Here is a 20,638-nt window from a genome sequence, read left to right as displayed (position 1 = left end):
GATTGACGCCTTTTAATATTATTTATTTTCTCGTTCTTGATCAGCCTTTTTTACTTGGCGAATCAAGTCGTCGATTTTACTACCATAGGCTACGGAAGTGTCACGCTTAAAAATTAATTCTGGAACTTTATAAACAGTTAAAGTTTGTCCTAACAGGTGTCTCATTGTACCTTTAGCTTTATCTAAAGCTTCAGCAACATCTTTTTCCTTTTCTGGATCTTCAGTTAACAAACTGTAATAAATAGTTGCATATGAAAGATCATTAGTACATTCAACTGCCGTAATAGTTACATCACTCAAGCGTGGATCGCGAATATCTTTTCTTAAGATTTTTGTTAATTCGCGTAAAATTTCTCCTTCAACACGACCAATTCTATGTTTCATAATTGCCTCCTATTATTGAGGCTTAACCTCTTGCATTTCATATGCTTCAAGTTCGTCATCGACCTTGATATCATTGAAGTTTTCAATAGTTAAACCACAATCAAAACCTTGCTTAACTTCTTTAACGTCATCTTTGAAACGTTTAAGAGAAGCAACTTTACCATCATATTTAACTATACCATCTCTAATGACACGAATACCAGAATCACGTGTTACATAACCGCTATCTACGAAGGCACCAGCAATTGTACCAACTTTAGAAACTTTCCAAGTTTCACGAACAGTTAAGTTACCAGTAACTTTTTCTTCATAAGTTGGTTCAAGCATACCCTTCATAGCTGCTTCAACATCATCCATCGCCTTATAAATGATGTTGTAAAGACGCATATCTACACCTTCACTTTCAGCTTGTGCCTTAGCAGTAGCAGTTGGGCGTACATTAAATCCAATGATAAATGCGTTTGAAGCAGCAGCTAAAGTTACGTCTGATTCATTAATAGCCCCTACAGAAGCGTGAATAATATTTACACGAACACCTTCAACATCAATCTTTTCAAGTGATTGTTGCAATGCTTCAACAGAACCTTGCACATCAGCCTTAAGTACAATGTCGACTGACTTCATGTTTTCTTTCTTCATAGTATCAAACAAGTTATCCAAAGTAACATGTTGAACATTTTCACGTTGTTTTTCAAGGGCATTCTTGGCACGTTGTTCACCAACACTTCTAGCTGTCTTTTCATCATCAAAGACAACTAATTTATCAGCTGAAGCTGGTACATCGTTTAAACCAGTAATTTCAACTGGAGTAGAAGGTTTCGCTTCCTTAACACGACGACCTTTATCATTAGTCATGACACGAACACGACCATAAGTATCACCAATAACAATTGGATCTCCTACTTTCAAGGTACCTTGTTGAACTAATAAGTCAGCTACCGGGCCACGTCCTTTATCAAGACGTGCTTCAACTACAGTACCAATTGCTTTTTGATCTGGATCAGCCTTTAATTCCAAAACATCAGCTTGTAATAGAATCATTTGAAGTAAATCTTCAACATTTTCACCAGTTTTAGCGGAGATTTTAACAAAAATAGTATCTCCACCCCAGTCTTCAGGTACTAAACCATGTTGCATTAATTCTTCCATGACGTGATCAGGATTGGCACCTGGCTTATCAATCTTGTTAACAGCAACAATAATTGGCACACCTGCACTTTTAGCATGATCAATTGCTTCAATAGTCTGTGGCATTACACCATCATCTGCAGCAACTACCAAAACAACAATATCAGTAATTTCTGCACCACGAGCACGCATGTTTGTAAAGGCAGCATGTCCAGGAGTATCTAAGAATGTAATCTTGCGATCATCTAATTTTACTTGGTAAGCACCAATACTCTGAGTGATACCACCCGCTTCATGCGCTGAAACATTGGTATGACGTAAACGGTCAAGTAAAGTGGTTTTACCATGGTCAACGTGCCCCATGATTGTAACTACAGGTGGACGCTTAACTTGGTTCTTAGAGTTCTTAGAAGCTTCAACTTCTTTTGTGTAAAGAGTATCAATATCAGAAATATCTTCATGAACTTTCTCTTCAGCTTCAATACCATATTCAGCTGCAAGAATTTCAATTGTATCCTTATCAAGAGATTGGTTTTGATTGGTCATAACACCAAGCATGAACAACTTCTTAACGATTTCAGCTGGTTCACGGTGAAGAATCTTACCTAAATCTTGAGCGTTCATTCCTTCTTCATATACTAAAGTTTCTGGTAATGGACGTTCTTTTCTTTGAGTAGGTTGCTTTTTCACTTCTTGACTTTGGTTATTGCGTTTATTCTTCTTATTGCGACGGCGTCTTGCCTTATCAGAGTGATCACTACGTTCACGTTCATATTCTGGAACTTCATGATGTTTACGTCCTGGTTTTCCAAAATCTTTTTTGCGGTTATTATTTCTCTTTTGATCTTGGTCTTGAATTGGAGCGCTAGGAATAGCAGGTGTAGCTTTTCTTGCTCTAGGCTTTTCTTTCTTTGGCTGGTTACGAGCTGGTGAAAGCTTTACAATTTTTGGACCAGTAACCTTTTTAGAAGCTTGAACTCTTGCTTTTACTGCTTCTGCACCTTCGGCTGGAAGACTAGTTTTAGCAGTTTCGTCTTTTTGAACTTTCTTCCCTCTATTATTTTGTTTATTCTCATATTGTTGGCGTGAAAGCTCTGCTTGTTTATCTAATTCAACTGAGTCTTTTCTTTGTTTATCATGTAATTCTTTTAATAAATCACGTGCTGCTGGATGATTTGTATTTTGGCGGTTCTTATTTTCTTTACGCTTATTTTGACCCTTATTTTCATTTTTCTTATTTGAAAAATTCTTCTTTTTATCAGAATGTCGTGGACGTCTGATGGCACCAACAGAAATTTTGATTTTTGTCTTTTTTGAAGAAGTGGATTGATCAGCAGATTTTTTCTTTTTTGAAAAAACTTCAACAAGCTTGTTTGCTTCGCTATCATCCAAAGAAGACATGTGACTTTTGACATCAAATCCCAATTCCTTCGCTTTATCAACTACGGTTTTGTTATCGATGTTTAGTTCTTTAGCTACTTCATAAATTCTTTTTTTAGCCATCCAAACACTCTCCTTTATTTATCACTTATTTTTTTAATTGCCTGACTAAAGCCGGCATCGGTTATTGCAAGCAACTTTCTTTCTTTTCCAAGTGCTTGTTTAATTTCCTCACTTGAAAATTGTTCAATTATCAGGATATTTTTGCTATGTTTAGCAATCGAACTGATTTTATCTTTTGTATTGTTACTAAGATCAGTGGCAAGAATTAATACTTTTACTTGATGGTGTAATAAGGCTGGTTTGATTGCATCATAACCAACAATTAACTTTCCCGCTCTTTGTGCTAAACCTAATAAATTTAAAATTTTATTTTGCACGATAATCTTCACCAAATAAATCTTTTCTAGCCTTTTGGTGATCTACATACGCATAAAGATCTTCATAAAACTGTGGCGGTACTTTAGCACCAAGGCTTTTTTCAAGTACCCGGTCTTTTTGAGCTTCAGCAATTTTTTCAGGTATTAATGATACATATGCACCTCTACCAGATTTCTTACCGGTAGGATCTACTGAAACATTTTTTTCTTTATCAATTACAATGCGGACTAATTCTTTCTTAGGCATCATTGTATTCGTTAGTAAGTCCTTACGCATTGGGATTTTTCTTTTTTTCAAAGAAATCACCTATTCCTCATCATCTTTATTTTCATCAATTGTTTCAGATTTAACTTCAACATCTTCTACTTCTGGTTCTTCAGTTGAAGATACTTCAGCTTCCTCAAATTCTTCATCTTCTGAGTTGCCATTTTCTTCAACAAATTCAACTTGAGATTCAGGCTTAATATCAATCTTATAACCAGTTAATCTTGCTGCTAATCTTACATTTTGTCCCTTTTTACCTATTGCGAGAGACAATTGATAATCTGGAACAATAACAAGAGCATTCTTTGAATCTTCTTCATCATCAAATTGAACTGCAATAACTTCAGCAGGGTTAAGAGCATTTGCGATGAAATCGGTTGGATCCTCTTCATATTTTACAACGTCAATATTTTCTCCCCCGAGTTCATTAACAATGTTTTGAACTCGTGAACCTTTTGGTCCTACTAAAGTACCAACCGGATCAATATCAGGATCATTAGTTTTCACAGCAATTTTAGTTCGATCTCCTGCTTCACGAGCAATAGAAACAATCTCAACAGTTCCATCATAAACCTCAGGAATTTCTTGCTCAAATAGACGTTTAACTAAATCAGGTGCAGTTCTTGAAACTGTAATCTGTGCTCCCTTGGTATCTGAACCAACTCTTGTAACAAGTACTCTAATCTTATCTTGAGGATTATAACTTTCCCCTGGCAGTTGATCATTATGTGGCATAACAGCTTCAACATTACCAATTTTGACATAAACAAAACGATTATCTTGTCTTTCAACAGTTCCAGTGATAATTTCATCCTCATATTGAGAGTATTCATCATAAATGTGATTGCGTTCTGCTTCTCTCAAACGTTGCATAATTACTTGTTTTGCAGTTTGAGCAGCTAAACGTCCAAAATCTTTTGGAGTAACTTCAAATCTAATTTCATCCCCAACTTCATACGCCTTATTAATTTCAAGAGCATCTCTAAGACTTACTTCCATTCGGTCATCTTGCACTTCATCAACTACAGTTTTGACTGCATTAACTTTGAAATTACCCTTCTTTTCATCAAACACGACTTCAACATTCTGTGCTTGATTATAATTCTTCTTGTAAGCTGCAACTAAAGCAGCCTTAATTGCATCAACAATTACATCTTGCTTAATGCCTTTTTCTTTTTCTAAAGTTGCAAAAGCATCAATCATTTCTTTAGTCATAAGTTTTGCTCTTCCTTTCTAAAACTCGATCGCAAATCGGGCATTAGCTACAGTATCACGAGGAATCTTTACTTCTTTGGTACGAGTTTTATCTTTTACGGTTAAGATTAATTCTTCATCACTTAATTCTTTTAAGAAGCCTTCAACTACTTTATTGCCATCAATTTTTTGGTAAAGTCCCACATGGATATAAGACCCAACTGCATGTTCCCAATCAGAACGAGTTTTGATTGGACGTTCTAATCCTGGAGATGATAGTTCTAAAACATAAGGATCGGGAAAAGGATCTGGGTCTAATTCATCTAGCTTTTCAGAAACAATGTCACTAAGATCCGCAATCTCTTCAATATCTATCCCATCCGGTCTACGATCAACATAAACACGAAGATAATTTTGGTTCTTTTCTTTAACGTATTCTACGTCTACAAGTTCATCTCCTCGTGCTTGTGCTAAAGGTTGAACAAGTTTAGTAACCATTTCAGTAACTTTTGACAAATTTCTTCCTCCGTAATAAAAAGAGTGAGCATTGCTGCTCACTCGAATTAGCTATTCGAACTTCCCCATTAGAATAGCATATTTATTTAATTTTGTAAATTTTGGAACTAGAAAAGTGATAACTGATTTTGATCAGGCATCCCTTCCAAAACACCATTTTCTTCAAAGTATTCCATAATCGTTTGTGAAACTTTTCCTCGCGTTGCAAGATCTTCTTTAGAGAGAAATTTTTGTTCCGCACGTGCTGCAACAATTTGCTTAGCAGCATTATCACCCAATCCTGGAACTGAATTAAAGGGAGCCAAAATTGTATGGTCATCTAAAATTTTAAAATCAAGTGCTTCGGATTGATCAACATCAACCATTTTTATCTTAATTCCACGTTCAATACATTCATTGGCCAATTCCAAGACAGTTAACAAGGACTTATCTTTTGCAGAGACGTCCATACCCTTATCTTGAATTTCTTTCATGGCTGCTTTTACTGTATTTTTACCATGGCTCATAGCCACTATATCAAATAGATCCGCTCTGACTGTAAAATATGAAGCATAGTAAATCACAGGATAATAAACTTTAAACCAAGCAATGCGAAGTGCCATTAAAATGTAAGCAGTGGCATGTGCCTTAGGGAACATGTATTTAATCTTTAAACAAGAAGGAATATACCAGTCAGGGATTTTATCATTTTTCTTCAGGACTTCCATATCTTCGTCACTAATACCTTTACCATGACGAACAGATTCCATCGTTGAAAAAGCCACTTCTGGTTTGATACCCCAGTGAATTAAGTCAGTCATGATATTATCACGACAACCAATTACATTCTTCAATTCACAAGTACCGTTATTAATTAACTCTTCAGCATTACCTAACCATACATCAGTTCCATGCGATAAACCAGAAATTTGTAATAACTCAGAAAAAGTTGTCGGCTTTGTTTCTTCAAGCATGCCTCTAACAAAGCGAGTTCCGAATTCTGGTACACCTAATGTCCCTGTTTGTGACCCAATTTGTTCTGGGGTTACATTTAACACCTCAGTCCCAGAAAACAAGGCCATTACTCCAGGATCATCAGTTGGGATTGTCATCGGATCAATTCCAGAAAGATCTTGAAGCATTCTGATCATCGTTGGATCATCATGTCCAAGAATATCAAACTTCAGAATATTGTCATGGATTGAATGGAAATCAAAGTGAGTAGTCAACCAGGCAGCATCCAAATCATCAGCTGGATATTGTACTGGAGTAAAATCATAAATATCCATATCATCAGGTACCACAACAATTCCTGCCGGGTGCTGACCAGTAGTTCTTTTTACTCCACTTGCACCCTTTGCTAAACGGTCCAATTCTGCATTTCTAAGATGGAGCTCATTTTCATCTTCATAATGTTTAACATAACCAAAAGCAGTTTTATCTGCAACTGTAGCAATCGTTCCAGCACGATAAGAATTATCAGGACCAAACATCACTCTGATATAATTATGAGCCACTGGTTGGTAATCACCTGAGAAGTTCAAATCAATATCGGGAACTTTATCACCATGGAATCCTAAGAAAGTAGCAAATGGAATATCTTGTCCATCCTTTACTAATGGTGTTCCACATTTTGGACAATCTTTATCAGGTAAATCGTAACCAGAACCGTATTCTCCATTTTCAAAGAATTCAGAATACTTACATTCAGGACAACGATAGTGTGGTGCCAAAGGATTAACCTCTGTAATTCCTGACATTGTTGCAACTAGACTTGAACCAACAGATCCACGAGAACCAACCAAATATCCATCTTTATTCGATTTAGCCACAAGTCTTTGAGAAATCAAATAAATAACCGCATATCCATTTGAAATAATCGAGTTAAGCTCCATATCAATCCGATCTTTAACGATTTTTGGTAAAGGCTTGCCGTAAAGTTCGTATGCCTTATCATAGGTTAATTTCTTCATCTCTTCGTCTGCATTATCAATATGAGGTGGATAAAGGCCACTCTTAATTGGAGCAATCTCTTCAATTTGATCAGCAATCTTATTAGTATTATCGATTACTATTTCTTTAGCAATATCTTCTCCTAAGAAAGCAAAGGCATCTAGCATTTCTTGAGTGGAATAAAAATGTAGATCTGGTAATGGTTTATTTCGATTAGGGTTAGACTTTTGGGCAGCTAGCAATATTTTACGATAAATTGCCTGATGTGGTTCTACATAGTGAGCATCACTGGTAGCTACAACTGGCTTGCCCAGTTCTTTACCAAGCTTATAAATATTAGAAATAATTTCTTCTAATTCTGCCTCATCTTTTATTAGTTCATCATCAATTAAAGTTTGATAAGCTGCAGGTGGTTGCACTTCAAGAAAGTCATAAAACTTAGCTTTTTCTCTGGCTTCATCATAGCCCTTTTGCATCATTGCTATAAAAACATCACCCTGGGCACAACCACTACCAAAGAGAAGGCCCTCTCGATATTTTCTCAATTCTGAGATGGGAGTTCTAGGCACACGATAAAAGTAGGTTGTTGAAGCACTAGAAATGAGCTTATACATATTCTTGAGGCCAGTTGGGTTCACAGCTAAAACCGTCATGTGACTTGGTTTAGCTCGCTTATATACCTGACCATATTGGGCATAGTCATTCATTTTACCCAAATTAGCTTCACCAAAACGATCGTAAAATGCATCTAAGAGTTTAAACATCAAATAACCTGTGGCTTCTGCATCTTGATTTGCGCGGTGGTGATGTTCAAGAACAACATTATATTTTTTAGCTAAAGAATCTAGGGTGTGTCTGGTTTGTTCTGGATGAAGCAAACGAGAAACTTCCAGAGTATCAACAACGGGTTGTGTAATCTCCGCTAAATTAGCACGTCTAAGTGCGGCATTAACAAATCCAACATCAAATTGAACGTTATGACCACAAAGAGGTAAATCGCCATAAAAATCTTGGAATTGTTTAATTACAACTGCCTCATCGTCTGCTGCTCCAACCATTTCATCAGTAATTGAAGTTAAATTAATTGTAGTATCGCTTAAAGGATGGTGAGGGTTAATAAATTTATCAAAGCGATCAATTACTTCCCCATTCTTCATTTTTACGGCACCAATTTCGATAATTGTATCGTAAACAGAAGATAAACCAGTAGTTTCAACATCAAAAATCACATATTCACGATCACGATAATCCATATCAGTTGGGTTTAAAACTAAAAGTGCATGATCATCAATCATGTTAGCTTCATAACCATATAAAACTTTTACATCATTAGCCTTTCCAGCAAAATAAGCTTCTGGAAAGGACTGTACATCAGCGTGATCAGTGATTGCGATAGCTTTTTGACCAAACTTTTTGGCTGTTTTAATAAAGTCAGTAGGTGGATTAGTAGCATCAAGTTGCGACATATTTGTATGAAGATGAAGTTCAACTCTCTGTTGTTTGCCTTCATATTCTTCTTTTCGCCCTTGGTGTTCAATCAACTCCATATTTCTGATATTAAATACAACTTCATGTTGGTATGGATCATCAGCTGCGGTTCCTTGCAACCTCGCCCAAGTTCCCGGTTTAATTGAACTTAAATAGTCTTGCTCATCTTTATCATTAACAAACTTCTTAAAACTTATCGAATCAGTATAATCGGTTATTTCACCTGTCCAAATAGCATTTCCTGATTTTAATTCTTTTAATTCTGTAGTAAAAATTTGTCCTTCGATTAATACGTTACGAGTACCATCTTCAATTTCTTTAATTTGAATAAATTCAGCTTTTTTATTTATTTTCCCTTTGGTAAAGCTTCTAGTGTTATGTGAAGAGGATACCTTTGTTTTAGATTCTGGAGGATTTTGCTTATAAATTTCCTTCATCGCAGACTCATGAGCTGTTTGTTGCTCTTCTAAGCTTCTTAGATTTTCATCATTACCTGCTTCATCAATTTTGGTTGAGAACTTTATGTTAAAGAAGCCATAATCTCTGAACTCTTCATTCAAAGTTGCCAAAACTTCATCAGTCAACATATTATTAACGACCTTATTTTGGGTAGGGATTAACCACTTTTCATTTTCTAAATAAGGTGTTTGATTTAATAAAAATTCACGCACAACTGGTTGTAAGCGATCAGAATTCTTGATGACAAATTGCCAATAATCAGGTAAATATTGACTATTACCATCTTCACTCCGAACATACAATTCTACATTCACAAATGGATTAAAGTTATTGATCAAGCCTTGATAAAATGCCTGATATGTCGAAAATTCAAGTGGTGTAGCAAAAAAAACGTGGACTTCCCACTTACGCTCTTTGGCGTAAACATCCACGTTTTCAATTTCACCTTTTTTCAAGATTTCGTTATTTGCGAAATCTGCAGGCAAATCAACTTGCTCTAATAACTTTAAGAAAAGATCATTTTTTTTAGTCACGAAAATTATCCTAACTTATCAGTAATATAAGCTTCTAACTCATCAACGCTGATCTTAGTAGCAGCATCATCAGTTGGTTGCTTAACTTCTATCATATTTTCAGCAGCGTCGCGTCCCACAGTAATTCGAATTGGTGCCCCTACTAAATCGGCATCATTAAACTTAACACCTGGACGGACGTTTCTATCATCGTATAAGATATCATACTTGGTTGATAATTCTTTTTCAAGTCTTTCTGCTAATTGAGTTTGAGTTTCATCCTTCATCTTCATTTGAATTAAATGAATAGTGAATGGTGCAATTTCTTTTGGCCACGCAATACCATTTTCAGTTAAATGTTGTTCCACAGCTGCTGAAAGCATTCTGGTAACTCCAATTCCATAAGAACCCATAATTACAGGTTGAGTTTTACCATTTTGATCTAAGAAATCCGCACCCATAGTATTTGTGTAATATGTACCGAGCTTAAAGATGTGACCTACTTCAATTGAAGTAGTAAATTGAAGTGGTAATTGATCAATAGGATCTGGTTCACCTTCATTAGCAGTTCTAATATCAGCAAATTCATCGACTTTGAAATCACGATCTAGATTTGCATTTTCAAATTGATAATCAGTTTCATTAGCACCAACTACTACATTATAAAGATTCTTAACTGTTTCATCAGCAATGATTTTATCAGCCCAATCTGCATTAACTGGACCAACGCCACCCTTTTCACTTCCAGTGATTTCAACTAATTCTTCCGGGGTAGCTTCTCTTACTTCATCAGCATCAAGAATATTACCAAGTTTAACTTCATTGATATCTTTATCACCACGAATTAACACTAAAACTTTTTGATCATCGGCAATAAACAAGACACTTTTCACAATTCTAGTTGTAGGAATATTTAAGAAGTCAGCTAATTTTTCAATAGTATCCATACCTGGAGTTGCTACTTTATTCAATTCTTTAGGATCTTCAGGATCTTGCTTGAAAGTATCAATACTCTTGGCCATTTCGAGGTTAGCTGCATAAGTTCCTTTTTCATTAGTTGCAATTGTATCTTCACCAATAGCTGCTGGAGCTTGAAATTCGGTTGAGTTTTTACCACCCATTGTCCCAGAGTCAGCAATAACAGGACGAATATCTACTCCAGCTCTTCTGAAGATATTTTTAAATGCTTGCTTTTCATCATCAAATTGCTGATCCAATTGTTCTTGAGTTGAAGCAAAACTATAAGCATCAAGCATAATGAATTCACGACCACGTAATAAACCAAAACGAGGTCTGTTTTCATCACGGAATTTAGTTTGAATTTGGTAAAGAGCAATTGGCATTTGCTTGTAGCTCTTCAAATTCTTAGCAATAATTTCAGTAAATGTTTCTTCGTGAGTAGGCCCTAATAAACTTTCACGATCATGGCGATCCTTAAGTCTAAACATTTCTGGACCATATTTTGGTAGACGCCCAGACTCTTCCCAAAGACTAGCAGGTAAGAAATGAGGCATTAACATTTCGGGAACATTAATCTTGTCCATTTCTTCTTCCATAATGTTTTCGGCCTTACGTAAAACACGATAGCCAAGTGGTAAGTAAGCATAAACACCAGCTGTAACTTGGCGAATATAGCCACCACGAATCATTAACTTATGACTTTCTGCTACTGCATCTGCAGGTGCCTCTTTTAAAGTAGGCATAAAAAATTTAGATTGACGCATTTTTCCTCCAAAATAACTTTATTTAATAAAGTAACGATAAATATCATTACCAGTAACTGCAATAATTAAAACTAGCAAGAGTACAAATCCAATTACATCAACAAGCGCTTCACGTTCTTGAGGGATTGGCTTGCCAATGATCAACTGAATAATGTTAAGCAATAACTTTCCACCATCTAAGCCAGGAATAGGAATTAAATTCACTATCCCTAAATTGATTGAAATCATTGCTAAAAATGCTAAAAGGTATGTAATTCCCATATGAGAAACTTGAACCGTTTGAGAATAGATACCTACTGGACCAGATAATTTGTTCAAACTAAAGTGTTGGAATAAATTACCTACAGCACCAAAGATCATACCAGTTGTTTGGACACTTGTTTTCCAACCGCGACTTAACTTTACACCCACATTATTGTCAGGTTTGCCATAAAAACCAAGTTGGTAAACTTTAACACCATTTACTTTGTCTGCTTTAGGTTTTACTTCTACTCTTTGTTCTTTACCGTTTCTTTCAATAGTAACAGTTACTTTTTTTCCTTTTGATTCAGTTAATTGCTGCGCAATATCTTCAAAATTAGTAATATTTTTATTATTAATTTTCTTAATAGTATCGCCAGCCTTTAAGCCAGCAGTTTGAGCTGGCGAATGTGCAATTGTTTTATCAATTGTTGTAGTGGCTGGGCCAGCACTTACTAAGGACCAAATAAGAAAAACTACAAAGCCTAAAACAATATTCATAAATGGCCCAGCAAAATTAGTTGCCAGCTCTTTGCCAACACTTGCTTCCTGAAACTGAGTATCTCGAGGAGCAATTAATAATTCAGTTCCATTCTTTTCAATGATAGTGGCATCATGATCTACTTGATAAGTAACCTTCTTTTCCTCATCACCATTTTCAAAACCAGTCATATATAACTTATCTACTAAATCACTTTCACTTACTTGAATTGGCGTACCAGAAATTGGCATTTGTGATCCAGACGCATCAATTCTTTTTACTTTTCCGTCATTGTCAAACTGTACAACGACAGTTGTCCCTGGATCAATTATTGCTGCATCATCAGGCCCAGCCAAACGAACATAACCACCCAATGGGAGCCATCTAATAGTATAAGTTGTCTTTTTACGCATAACTTGAAAAAGTTTTGGCCCCATACCAATAGAAAATTCTCTGACCAAAATTCCGGCTTTTTTAGCTACAATAAAGTGTCCAAATTCGTGAACAAAAACTAGGATTCCAAATACGACAAGAAAAATCAAAATTCCTTTCATCGATTTTCTCCTATAAAATTCCTAAAAAAGCTACAACTGGAAGAACAAAGAGCATACTATCAAATCTGTCAAGGATTCCTCCATGCCCTGGCAATATTCTTCCTGAGTCTTTAACTCCATAGAAACGTTTAAATGCAGATTCAACCAAGTCACCAATTTGACCAATAATTGAAAGGACTAATGCTAATCCTATCATCATTGCCTTATTTCTATCAGTAGGAACTAAATAAACATAAATTGCAGCACAAATAACAGCACAAATCATTGCCCCAATTGATCCTTCCCAAGTTTTATTAGGACTAATTACTGGCCAAAGATTAGTTTTACCAAACTTTCTTCCAATCAGATATGCCCCAATATCAGTTGTCCAAACAACTACAAAAGCGTAGCAAAGAATTGCTAAACCATAACCATCGTTTACATTTCTAATTGCGGCCATATAGTGGAACCCAGTTCCAATATACAAAGCTGCTAAAGTGTAGACCCCTGCATCATCAAAAGTTTCTTTATTTTTCGAGACAACAGTTCTTACGAGCATTAACATTACAAAAATATAGAAAATGTCATATCTATTCAAAAATGCTGGTAAAAAGTTAAAAAATGCATTAGGTAAGGTGATAGTTAGAGTTGCTAATAAGGCTAAAACAAAATCCCAAGAAACAATTATTTGCTTCTTCATTATAAAAATTTCACCAATTCCAACTACTGCAAAAAGGCAAGTTAGTAAGTCAATCCATATACCACCGACCACAACAATTGGAATAAATAATATTAAAGCAATTACTGCTGTTATTACACGTTGTTTCATTTTCTTATCAATCCATTAAACTTTACCAAATCTCCGATCACGAGTTTGATATTCTTCAATTAATTTTTTTAAATCTTCTTCATTAAAATCAGGCCAAAGTTTTTTTGTAAATGAAAATTCTGTATATGCTATCTGCCAAAGCAAGAAGTTTGAAATTCTTTCTTCTCCTGAAGTTCTAATTAATAAATCCGGATCTTCATACGGTGCAAGCTTGGCCGTCATTAATTCCTTAGCAAATAAATTTTCATTAATTTCATCAAGGCTTAGCTTACCCGTTTTAACTTGTTGGGCAATCTTCTTTACACCACTAATCATTTCTCGTCTAGAGCCATAATTAAAAGCGAAATTTAAAATCATGCCTGTATTATTTGCGGTATCAGCCATAGCTTTCTGTGTGATCTGAGAAGTTTTTTCTGGTAACTCATCAGCATATCCCATTATATTAACCCGAACATTCTTTTCCATTAATTCAGGCATAAATTTATCAAAAAAATTAATTGGTAACTTCATTAAATAGTTAACCTCATCAGTAGGACGGCCCCAATTTTCAGTAGAAAAGGCATAAAGTGTCAGAACTTTAATACCCAAATCATTAGCGGCCAGCGCAATTCTTCGGATATTATTCATTCCTTCCTTATGCCCCATAAATCTTGGCTTATGACGTTTTTTAGCCCAACGTCCATTACCATCCATAATAATAGCTAAATGATTTAATGGCTTTTTTTCATTACTCATTTACTTGTCCAGACCTTAACCTTGAGTAATTTCTTTACTCTTTTCGTCGGCTAACTCATCAATACGTTTAGTAGCATCATCTGTTACTTTTTGTACTTTTTTTTCGAGTCCACGTTGTTCATCTTCTGTAATGTCGCCATCTTTTTGTTGACGCTTAAGTGAATCCATTGCTTCACGTCTAACATTTCTAACGGCAATCTTAGCTTGTTCTGCTAATTTACCTACTTGTTTAGCAATTTCTTGACGACGTTCACCAGTAAGTTGGGGAATAACCACTCTAATTACTGTTCCATCATTTGCAGGAGTAATACCGATATCAGAAGCTAAAATTGCATGCTCGATATCATCTAAACTTGATTTATCATAAGGAGTAATCATTAAAACTCTAGCTTCTGGAATAGAAATACTGGCCATTTGGTTCAAAGGAGTTGGAGAACCATAGTATTCAACATTGATTCCATCTAATAAGCTGGCATTTGCAACACCCGCACGAATACCACCTAATTCTTTTTGATAAACAGCAATAGATTTATCCATATTGCTTCTTGCTTTATCAATTGCTTCGTTTCCCATTATTTACCACCTTTAACTACAGTACCGATATTTTCACCCATGACAACCTTTTTAATATTGCCTGGTTCATTTACATTAAATACAACAAGAGGAATATTATTATCCATTGAAAGTGAGCTTGCAGTCTTATCCATTACGTTTAAGCCTTTAGAAATAACATCTAATTGTGTTAGTTCATCATATTTCTTTGCTGCAGGATCAACTTTTGGATCAGCTGAATATACACCGTCAACACCATTTTTAGCCATCAAGATTACGTCTGCACCAATTTCAGCAGCTCTAAGGGCAGCCGTAGTATCGGTTGAAAAGTATGGATTACCAGTACCACCACTAAAAATCACTACACGTCCCTTTTCCAAGTGACGAATTGCCTTTCTACGAATATAAGGTTCAGCAACTTGGCGCATTTCAATTGAAGTTTGAACACGAGTTGGTACGCCTAAGTTTTCTAAACCATCTTGCAATGCTAAGCCATTCATAATTGTAGCAAGCATACCCATGTAATCGGCTTGTGCTCTTTCCATACCCATTTTAGCGCCAGTTTCACCACGCCACATGTTTCCACCGCCACAGACAATACCAATTTCAACGCCCATATCATGAACTGATTTGATTTCTTCGGCTAAGTGACTAATAACTTCAGGATTAATACCTGTTCCCTTTTCGCCAGCTAAGGCTTCGCCGGAAACTTTTAAAATTACACGTTTATATTTAACTTGACTCATGTTTTTCCTCCTCTTTTGCTTTTACCATTTTACCATAAAAGAATATGAAATAAGCGCAAAGAAAAAGAGTAGTGTAAAAAATACACTACTCTTTTAAAATATTTAACAAATTATCTCATTTGTTCACGTACTTCGGCAGCAAAGTCTTCTTCTTTCTTTTCGATACCTTCACCAACTTCGAAACGTTGGAAGGCAACTAACTTAGCTCCCTTTTCTTCCAAGAATTGACCAACAGTCTTACTGTCATCCATGATATAATCTTGTGATAAAACAGCGTATTGCTTATCAACTTGAGTATTATCATCGATGAAACGTTGCATTTTACCTGGAATAATCTTGTCCCAAATCTTTTCAGGCTTACCTTCTTCTTTAAGTTCAGCCTTGATGTCTTCCTTAGCCTTAGCCAAAACATCATCAGTTAATTGCTTTTCTGAACCATAAACAAGGTGAGGTAAAGGCTTCTTGTTAACCAATGCACGACTTTCGTTGTCTTGATCAATCTTGTGGTTCATTTCAGCTAAACGTTCAGTAATAAATTCGTCATCTAATTCGTCTGGTGAAATAACCTTAGGGCTCATTGCAGCAATGTGCATTGCCAAGTGCTTTGCAGTTTCTGCATCAGCACCTTCTAAAACAGTAATTACACCGATTTGACCACCATTGTGTTGGTATGCACCAAATTCTTGATCATCAGTCTTTTCTTCTAAAGCAAAACGACGTAATGCAATCTTTTCACCGATAGTTGCAGTAGCATCAACGAATGCTTGGCCAAGAGTACTGCCATCACCCATATCTAAGCCTTCTGCTGCTTCCATATCAGCTGGTTTGCCTTCGGCAATAGTCTTAGTAACATCGTTAACTAACTTAACAAACTTATCGTTTTGTGAAACGAAGTCAGTTTCTGAGTTAATTTCAGTAATAGCTGCAACATTACCGTTAACGTAAACACCAGTTAAACCTTCAGCTGCAACACGGTCAGCCTTCTTAGCGGCCTTAGCCATACCTTTATCATGAAGGTATTGAACTGCCTTATCCATGTCTCCGTCAACTTCTACTAATGCCTTTTTTGCGTCCATAACGCCTGCACCAGTACGTTCACGTAATTCCTTAACTAATTTAGCAGTAATTTGTGCCATTAATTATGTCCTCCTAACAGAACCAATAGTAAAAATAAATTAGTCTTCTGAGTCTTCTACAACTTCTTCAATTGATACTTCTTCATCAACGTTTTCAGCTGCTTTGTCAGCCATTTCTTTTTCTACTGACTTTTCATCATCTTGACCTTGTTGTCCTTCAATAATTGCATCTGCCATTGCACCTGCAATTAAGCGGATAGCACGAATAGCATCATCGTTTGAAGGGATAATAACATCAACAGGATCTGGATCAGTGTTAGTATCAACCATTGCAATAACTGGGATACCTAACTTGTTTGCTTCGTGAACTGCAATCTTTTCCTTCTTAGGATCAACAACAAACATAACATCAGGAATTCTAGGCATATCTTCGATACCGCCCAAGAATCTTTGAAGTTTGTCCATTTCCTTAGTTAAAAGTGCAACTTCTTTCTTTGGTAAAACATCAAAAGTACCATCTTCTGACATTTGTTTTAATTCTTTTAATCTCTTAACACGGCTTTGGATAGTCTTCCAGTTAGTTAAAGTACCACCTAACCAACGTTCATTAACGTAGTATTGACCTGCGCGTGTTGCTTCTTCTTTAACAGCTTCTTGGGCTTGTTTCTTAGTACCTACGAATAAGAAAACACCACCATCTGCAGCAACTGCTTTAGCGTAGTTGTATGCGTCATCTAACATCTTAATAGTCTTTTGTAAGTCAATGATGTAGATGCCGTTTCTTTGAGTAAAGATGTAAGGAGCCATCTTTGGATCCCATCTTCTAGTTTGGTGACCGAAGTGGACACCTGCTTCAAGCAATTGCTTCATAGTAACAACTGTCATAATAAATTCCTCCTATGGTTAATTCCTCTCAAGAGGTCGCATTAAAATTAGACCAAATTGGCACCAAAATTTTAATCGCTCTTGATGTGATTTTATTTACTGTGTTTTTACACACTCAACCATTTTAACTAATAACGTAATAGATTGCAATCAAAATCTTACTTGATGCTCTCTTAAAAATTTTTCTTTCCAACTCCTTGAATGATGTTTGAACCAGTATTCTCTTTTTAAAGCCAAACGTTTATCATCAAATTCTTCATGATAAATCATTTTTACGGGTCGCCTAGTTTTGGTATATTTAGCACCTTTACCACTATTGTGCATCTCCAAACGATGCTTTAAGTCATTCGTAAAACCCCCATAAAAACTACCATCATTACATAATAAACAGTAAAAATAGTATTTTTCTTTTTTATCTTTTGTTGCACCTTTATCTTCTTTAATAATTTTTTGAATATTTGCTTTAAAGCTACCATCTTCTTGATGGACAACGATTGGATTTTCTAAAATTAAGCCGTCTGCTCCAGTATTTTTAATTGCTTCAATTAATACTAAATTAGCTTTTTCTCCCTCTTTTGAACTAAAAGGCTGGACCCATTTTGGACTTAAATTATATTTAAGACAAAAATGCATAATTTCACCTAACCTTTCAGGACGGTGAACCATAAACATTTTGCCTTTCATTTTTAACATTTGACTCGCAACATTAATTATTTCTTCTAAGTTAATTGCTATTTCATGACGCGCTAAAGCTTTTTTTTCATCTGGATTAATAATATGTCCCTCTGGCACTTTAAAATAAGGGGGATTAACTACCACCATATCGTATTTATCTTTGCCTAACTTCTTAGGTGCTTGTAAGGCATTAAAATTATGGACTTCAATGCGATTTTCAAGATGATTTAATTCAACACTACGCTGGGCTTGATCAGCAATCTCTGGCTGAATTTCAACTGCATCATAATGAGCCCGATTAAAATATGACATATAAAGGCTGACCGCCCCATTACCACTGCACAAATCTACTATCTTATCTTTATCTTTAACCTTTTTTTGAGCGAAATTTGCTAAAAACATGCTATCTAAGGTAACATTAAATGCATTTTTTGATTGAATAATACCTAAATCATCATTATAAATATAATCGATTCGTTCATTTGCTTTTAAAAGTGTCATAAACTTAATCCCTCTTTTATCTATACTGCTGTATAATACTATACATGAAAATGGAGGTTAATTTATGTTTTATCGTTTTGCACGACAAGTAGTTCGCTTTTTAATTTGGCTACTCAACGGACATCTAGATGTTCAACATAAAGATCGAATTCCTGAAGGTAATTATATTTTAGTAGCTCCTCACCGAAACTGGTGGGAACCGGTCTTGTTTGCTTACGCAGCAAGACCTAAAGAATTCATGTTCATGGCAAAAAAAGAATTATTTAAGAATCCTATTTTAAGATTTATTCTGGTCCATTCACATGCTTTTTCAGTTGACCGTCAACATCCGGGAGCTTCAGCTATTAAAATTCCAGTGAAAGGACTTAAAAATTCCGATCTATCTTTAATTATTTTCCCTTCTGGTACCCGGCATTCTTCAGAATTAAAAAGTGGTGCTTTTGTAATTGCTAAAATGTCACAAAAGCCATTAGTACCAGTTGTTTATCAAGGACCTCTTTCCTTTAAAGGCGTACTCAAACGTGAACCAATGCATATTTGTTTTGGTGATCCTATTTATATTCCTCGCAAAGAAAAGGTCAATAAAGAAACTATCCCTTCCCTATATCAAGAGTTAGAAAAGGCTTGGGATCAGCTTGATAAAGAAGAAAATCCTAATTTTAAATATGTTCCCAAATAAAAATCACTAATCACCCGTTATCCTAGATAACGGGTTTTATGTTAGAATAACCTAGTTAATTAAATTCAAGGAGATAGATTAATGCTAGAAAAAACATTTTACAAAACCATGTTAAAACACTCCTTTAACATCCCCGTTAAAGTAACTTACTGGGATGGCAAATCAGAAGTTTATGGCGATGGCGAACCCGAAGTAGAAATTATTTTTAACAAAAAAATTCCAATTAAAGACGTAACCTCAAATGCTTCTTTAGCATTAGGTGAAGCATTTATGGACAAGGACATTGAAATTAAAGGTTCAATTCAATCTTTAATCAAAGCTGCTTATGATAATGCGGATAGCTTCTTCTATAACTCAAAGTTTAAGAAGTTTTTGCCAAAACAAAAACATACTGAAAGGCAAAGTCAAGAAGACGTACAAAGTCACTATGATATCGGGAATGACTTTTATGAATTGTGGTTAGATCCTACTTTAACCTACTCATGTGCTTACTTTACTAATGGTAATCATGATGATCTTGAAGCAGCTCAAATGGCTAAAATCCACCATATTTTACAAAAGTTAAATCCAGAAAAAGGTAAAACTTTATTGGATATTGGTTGTGGTTGGGGAACTTTAATGCTAACCGCTGCTAAAGAATATGATTTAAAAGTTACTGGTGTTACTTTAAGTCAAGAACAATATAATTTAGTTTCAAAGAAGATTAAAGATATGGGTCTTGAAGGCCAAGCAGAAGTATTGCTTGAAGACTACCGTGAACTTGGTGATCGTCAATTTGATTATGTTACTTCTGTAGGAATGTTTGAACACGTTGGTTCTGAAAACTTAGGTGAATACTTCAATGACGTTGCTAAGTATTTAGTTCCAGATGGTGTAGCTTTGATTCATGGTATTACCCGTCAACAAGGTGGTGCAACCAATGCTTGGATTAATAAATACATCTTCCCTGGTGGCTACATCCCTGGCCTAATTGAAATTATTAGCCGCATTGAAGAAGCCCACCTTCAAATTGCCGATGTTGAATCACTTCGTCGGCACTACCAAAGAACACTTGAAATTTGGGATGCTAACTTCAACAAAGTACGTGATCAAGTTCAAGAAAAAATGGGTGAACGCTTTACGCGTATGTGGGATATGTATCTTCAAGCATGTGCTGCATCCTTCCAATCAGGTAATATTGATGTTATGCAATACTTATTAACAAAGGGGCCTTCAGGTAAATTATTACCAATGACCCGTGATTACATGTTAAACGATAAGTAAGTAAAGTTAATCGTTAAAAAA

18 protein-coding genes are annotated in these 20,638 nt (G+C 35.5%); 2 read left to right on the top strand and 16 right to left on the bottom strand.

From position 1 onward, the window contains the following. Positions 1–18: 18 nt before the first annotated feature. The 16 genes from FP432_RS01580 to FP432_RS01505 form a co-directional block, all read right to left on the bottom strand. Complete coding sequence (locus FP432_RS01580; RefSeq protein WP_265489117.1) at positions 19–384, bottom strand: ribosome-binding factor A; 366 nt, start codon at positions 382–384, stop codon at positions 19–21. Positions 385–396: 12 nt separating this feature from the next. Beyond that, positions 397–3,015 carry a translation initiation factor IF-2 gene (infB, locus tag FP432_RS01575; RefSeq protein ID WP_265489116.1) on the bottom strand — a complete coding sequence of 873 codons (2,619 nt, stop codon included), beginning with the start codon at positions 3,013–3,015 and terminating at the stop codon, positions 397–399. A gap of 14 nt (positions 3,016–3,029) precedes the next feature. Next, entirely contained in the window at positions 3,030–3,332 is a 303-nt protein-coding gene (locus tag FP432_RS01570) for a L7Ae/L30e/S12e/Gadd45 family ribosomal protein (protein WP_265489115.1), read from the bottom strand. Next, positions 3,322–3,630 (bottom strand): RNase P modulator RnpM, encoded by a 309-nt coding sequence (gene rnpM, locus FP432_RS01565; protein WP_265489114.1) that lies wholly within the window; start codon positions 3,628–3,630, stop codon positions 3,322–3,324. The genes FP432_RS01570 and rnpM overlap by 11 nt, the downstream gene beginning before the upstream one ends. Positions 3,631–3,639: 9 nt before the next feature. Further along, positions 3,640–4,812, bottom strand: a complete 1,173-nt coding sequence (gene nusA / locus FP432_RS01560; protein WP_265489113.1) for a transcription termination factor NusA — start codon at positions 4,810–4,812, stop codon at positions 3,640–3,642. Between the two features lie 18 nt (positions 4,813–4,830). Beyond that, positions 4,831–5,307 (bottom strand): ribosome maturation factor RimP, encoded by a 477-nt coding sequence (gene rimP / locus FP432_RS01555; RefSeq protein ID WP_265489112.1) that lies wholly within the window; start codon positions 5,305–5,307, stop codon positions 4,831–4,833. Positions 5,308–5,414: 107 nt separating this feature from the next. Further along, on the bottom strand, positions 5,415–9,719 hold the full coding sequence (locus FP432_RS01550; RefSeq protein WP_265489111.1) for a PolC-type DNA polymerase III: 4,305 nt from the start codon (positions 9,717–9,719) through the stop codon (positions 5,415–5,417). A 5-nt stretch (positions 9,720–9,724) separates the two neighbouring features. Further along, entirely contained in the window at positions 9,725–11,422 is a 1,698-nt protein-coding gene (locus FP432_RS01545; RefSeq protein WP_265489110.1) for a proline--tRNA ligase, read from the bottom strand. An 18-nt stretch (positions 11,423–11,440) separates the two neighbouring features. Then, entirely contained in the window at positions 11,441–12,697 is a 1,257-nt protein-coding gene (gene rseP, locus FP432_RS01540) for an RIP metalloprotease RseP (RefSeq protein WP_265489109.1), read from the bottom strand. 10 nt (positions 12,698–12,707) lie between these two features. Then, positions 12,708–13,505: a phosphatidate cytidylyltransferase gene (locus FP432_RS01535; protein ID WP_265489108.1), complete on the bottom strand. Its 798-nt coding sequence runs from the start codon at positions 13,503–13,505 to the stop codon at positions 12,708–12,710. Between the two features lie 15 nt (positions 13,506–13,520). Then, on the bottom strand, positions 13,521–14,240 hold the full coding sequence (locus FP432_RS01530) for an isoprenyl transferase (protein ID WP_265489107.1): 720 nt from the start codon (positions 14,238–14,240) through the stop codon (positions 13,521–13,523). Positions 14,241–14,255: 15 nt separating this feature from the next. Further along, the gene (gene frr, locus FP432_RS01525; protein ID WP_265489106.1) at positions 14,256–14,813 is read right to left on the bottom strand and encodes a ribosome recycling factor; all 558 of its coding nucleotides are present in this window, start codon (positions 14,811–14,813) and stop codon (positions 14,256–14,258) included. Continuing rightward, a complete protein-coding gene (gene pyrH, locus FP432_RS01520) occupies positions 14,813–15,538 on the bottom strand; it encodes a UMP kinase (protein WP_265489105.1) in 726 nt (241 codons plus the stop codon). Before pyrH ends, frr begins: the two co-directional genes overlap by 1 nt. Positions 15,539–15,648: 110 nt before the next feature. After that, positions 15,649–16,674 (bottom strand): translation elongation factor Ts, encoded by a 1,026-nt coding sequence (tsf, locus tag FP432_RS01515; RefSeq protein ID WP_265489104.1) that lies wholly within the window; start codon positions 16,672–16,674, stop codon positions 15,649–15,651. Positions 16,675–16,713: 39 nt separating this feature from the next. After that, complete coding sequence (gene rpsB, locus FP432_RS01510; RefSeq protein ID WP_265489103.1) at positions 16,714–17,499, bottom strand: 30S ribosomal protein S2; 786 nt, start codon at positions 17,497–17,499, stop codon at positions 16,714–16,716. A 150-nt stretch (positions 17,500–17,649) separates the two neighbouring features. After that, positions 17,650–18,675 carry a GIY-YIG nuclease family protein gene (locus FP432_RS01505; RefSeq protein WP_265489102.1) on the bottom strand — a complete coding sequence of 342 codons (1,026 nt, stop codon included), beginning with the start codon at positions 18,673–18,675 and terminating at the stop codon, positions 17,650–17,652. A 64-nt stretch (positions 18,676–18,739) separates the two neighbouring features. Here FP432_RS01505 and FP432_RS01500 point away from each other — a divergent pair, with 64 nt between their 5' ends. Then, entirely contained in the window at positions 18,740–19,354 is a 615-nt protein-coding gene (locus FP432_RS01500) for a lysophospholipid acyltransferase family protein (protein WP_265489101.1), read from the top strand. A gap of 81 nt (positions 19,355–19,435) precedes the next feature. Beyond that, a complete protein-coding gene (locus FP432_RS01495) occupies positions 19,436–20,617 on the top strand; it encodes an SAM-dependent methyltransferase (RefSeq protein WP_265489100.1) in 1,182 nt (393 codons plus the stop codon). Positions 20,618–20,638: the final 21 nt, after the last annotated feature.

Source organism: Lactobacillus sp. PV034, from assembly GCF_014522305.1.
Classification (GTDB): Bacteria; Bacillota; Bacilli; order Lactobacillales; family Lactobacillaceae; genus Lactobacillus.
This window is presented reverse-complemented; position numbering and strand designations above follow the sequence as displayed.

Excerpts from the sequence above, each read along its gene's own strand:
- pyrH (WP_265489105.1), bottom strand. The coding sequence starts at position 15,538 with ATGAGTCAAGTTAAATATAAACGTGTAATTTTAAAAGTTTCCGGCGAA.
- FP432_RS01580 (WP_265489117.1), bottom strand. The coding sequence starts at position 384 with ATGAAACATAGAATTGGTCGTGTTGAAGGAGAAATTTTACGCGAATTA.
- rpsB (WP_265489103.1), bottom strand. The coding sequence starts at position 17,499 with ATGACAGTTGTTACTATGAAGCAATTGCTTGAAGCAGGTGTCCACTTC.
- FP432_RS01495 (WP_265489100.1), top strand. The coding sequence starts at position 19,436 with ATGCTAGAAAAAACATTTTACAAAACCATGTTAAAACACTCCTTTAAC.
- nusA (WP_265489113.1), bottom strand. The coding sequence starts at position 4,812 with ATGACTAAAGAAATGATTGATGCTTTTGCAACTTTAGAAAAAGAAAAA.
- FP432_RS01505 (WP_265489102.1), bottom strand. The coding sequence starts at position 18,675 with ATGACACTTTTAAAAGCAAATGAACGAATCGATTATATTTATAATGAT.
- infB (WP_265489116.1), bottom strand. The coding sequence starts at position 3,015 with ATGGCTAAAAAAAGAATTTATGAAGTAGCTAAAGAACTAAACATCGAT.
- tsf (WP_265489104.1), bottom strand. The coding sequence starts at position 16,674 with ATGGCACAAATTACTGCTAAATTAGTTAAGGAATTACGTGAACGTACT.
- frr (WP_265489106.1), bottom strand. The coding sequence starts at position 14,813 with ATGGGAAACGAAGCAATTGATAAAGCAAGAAGCAATATGGATAAATCT.
- rseP (WP_265489109.1), bottom strand. The coding sequence starts at position 12,697 with ATGAAAGGAATTTTGATTTTTCTTGTCGTATTTGGAATCCTAGTTTTT.
- FP432_RS01545 (WP_265489110.1), bottom strand. The coding sequence starts at position 11,422 with ATGCGTCAATCTAAATTTTTTATGCCTACTTTAAAAGAGGCACCTGCA.
- FP432_RS01530 (WP_265489107.1), bottom strand. The coding sequence starts at position 14,240 with ATGAGTAATGAAAAAAAGCCATTAAATCATTTAGCTATTATTATGGAT.
- FP432_RS01535 (WP_265489108.1), bottom strand. The coding sequence starts at position 13,505 with ATGAAACAACGTGTAATAACAGCAGTAATTGCTTTAATATTATTTATT.
- FP432_RS01500 (WP_265489101.1), top strand. The coding sequence starts at position 18,740 with ATGTTTTATCGTTTTGCACGACAAGTAGTTCGCTTTTTAATTTGGCTA.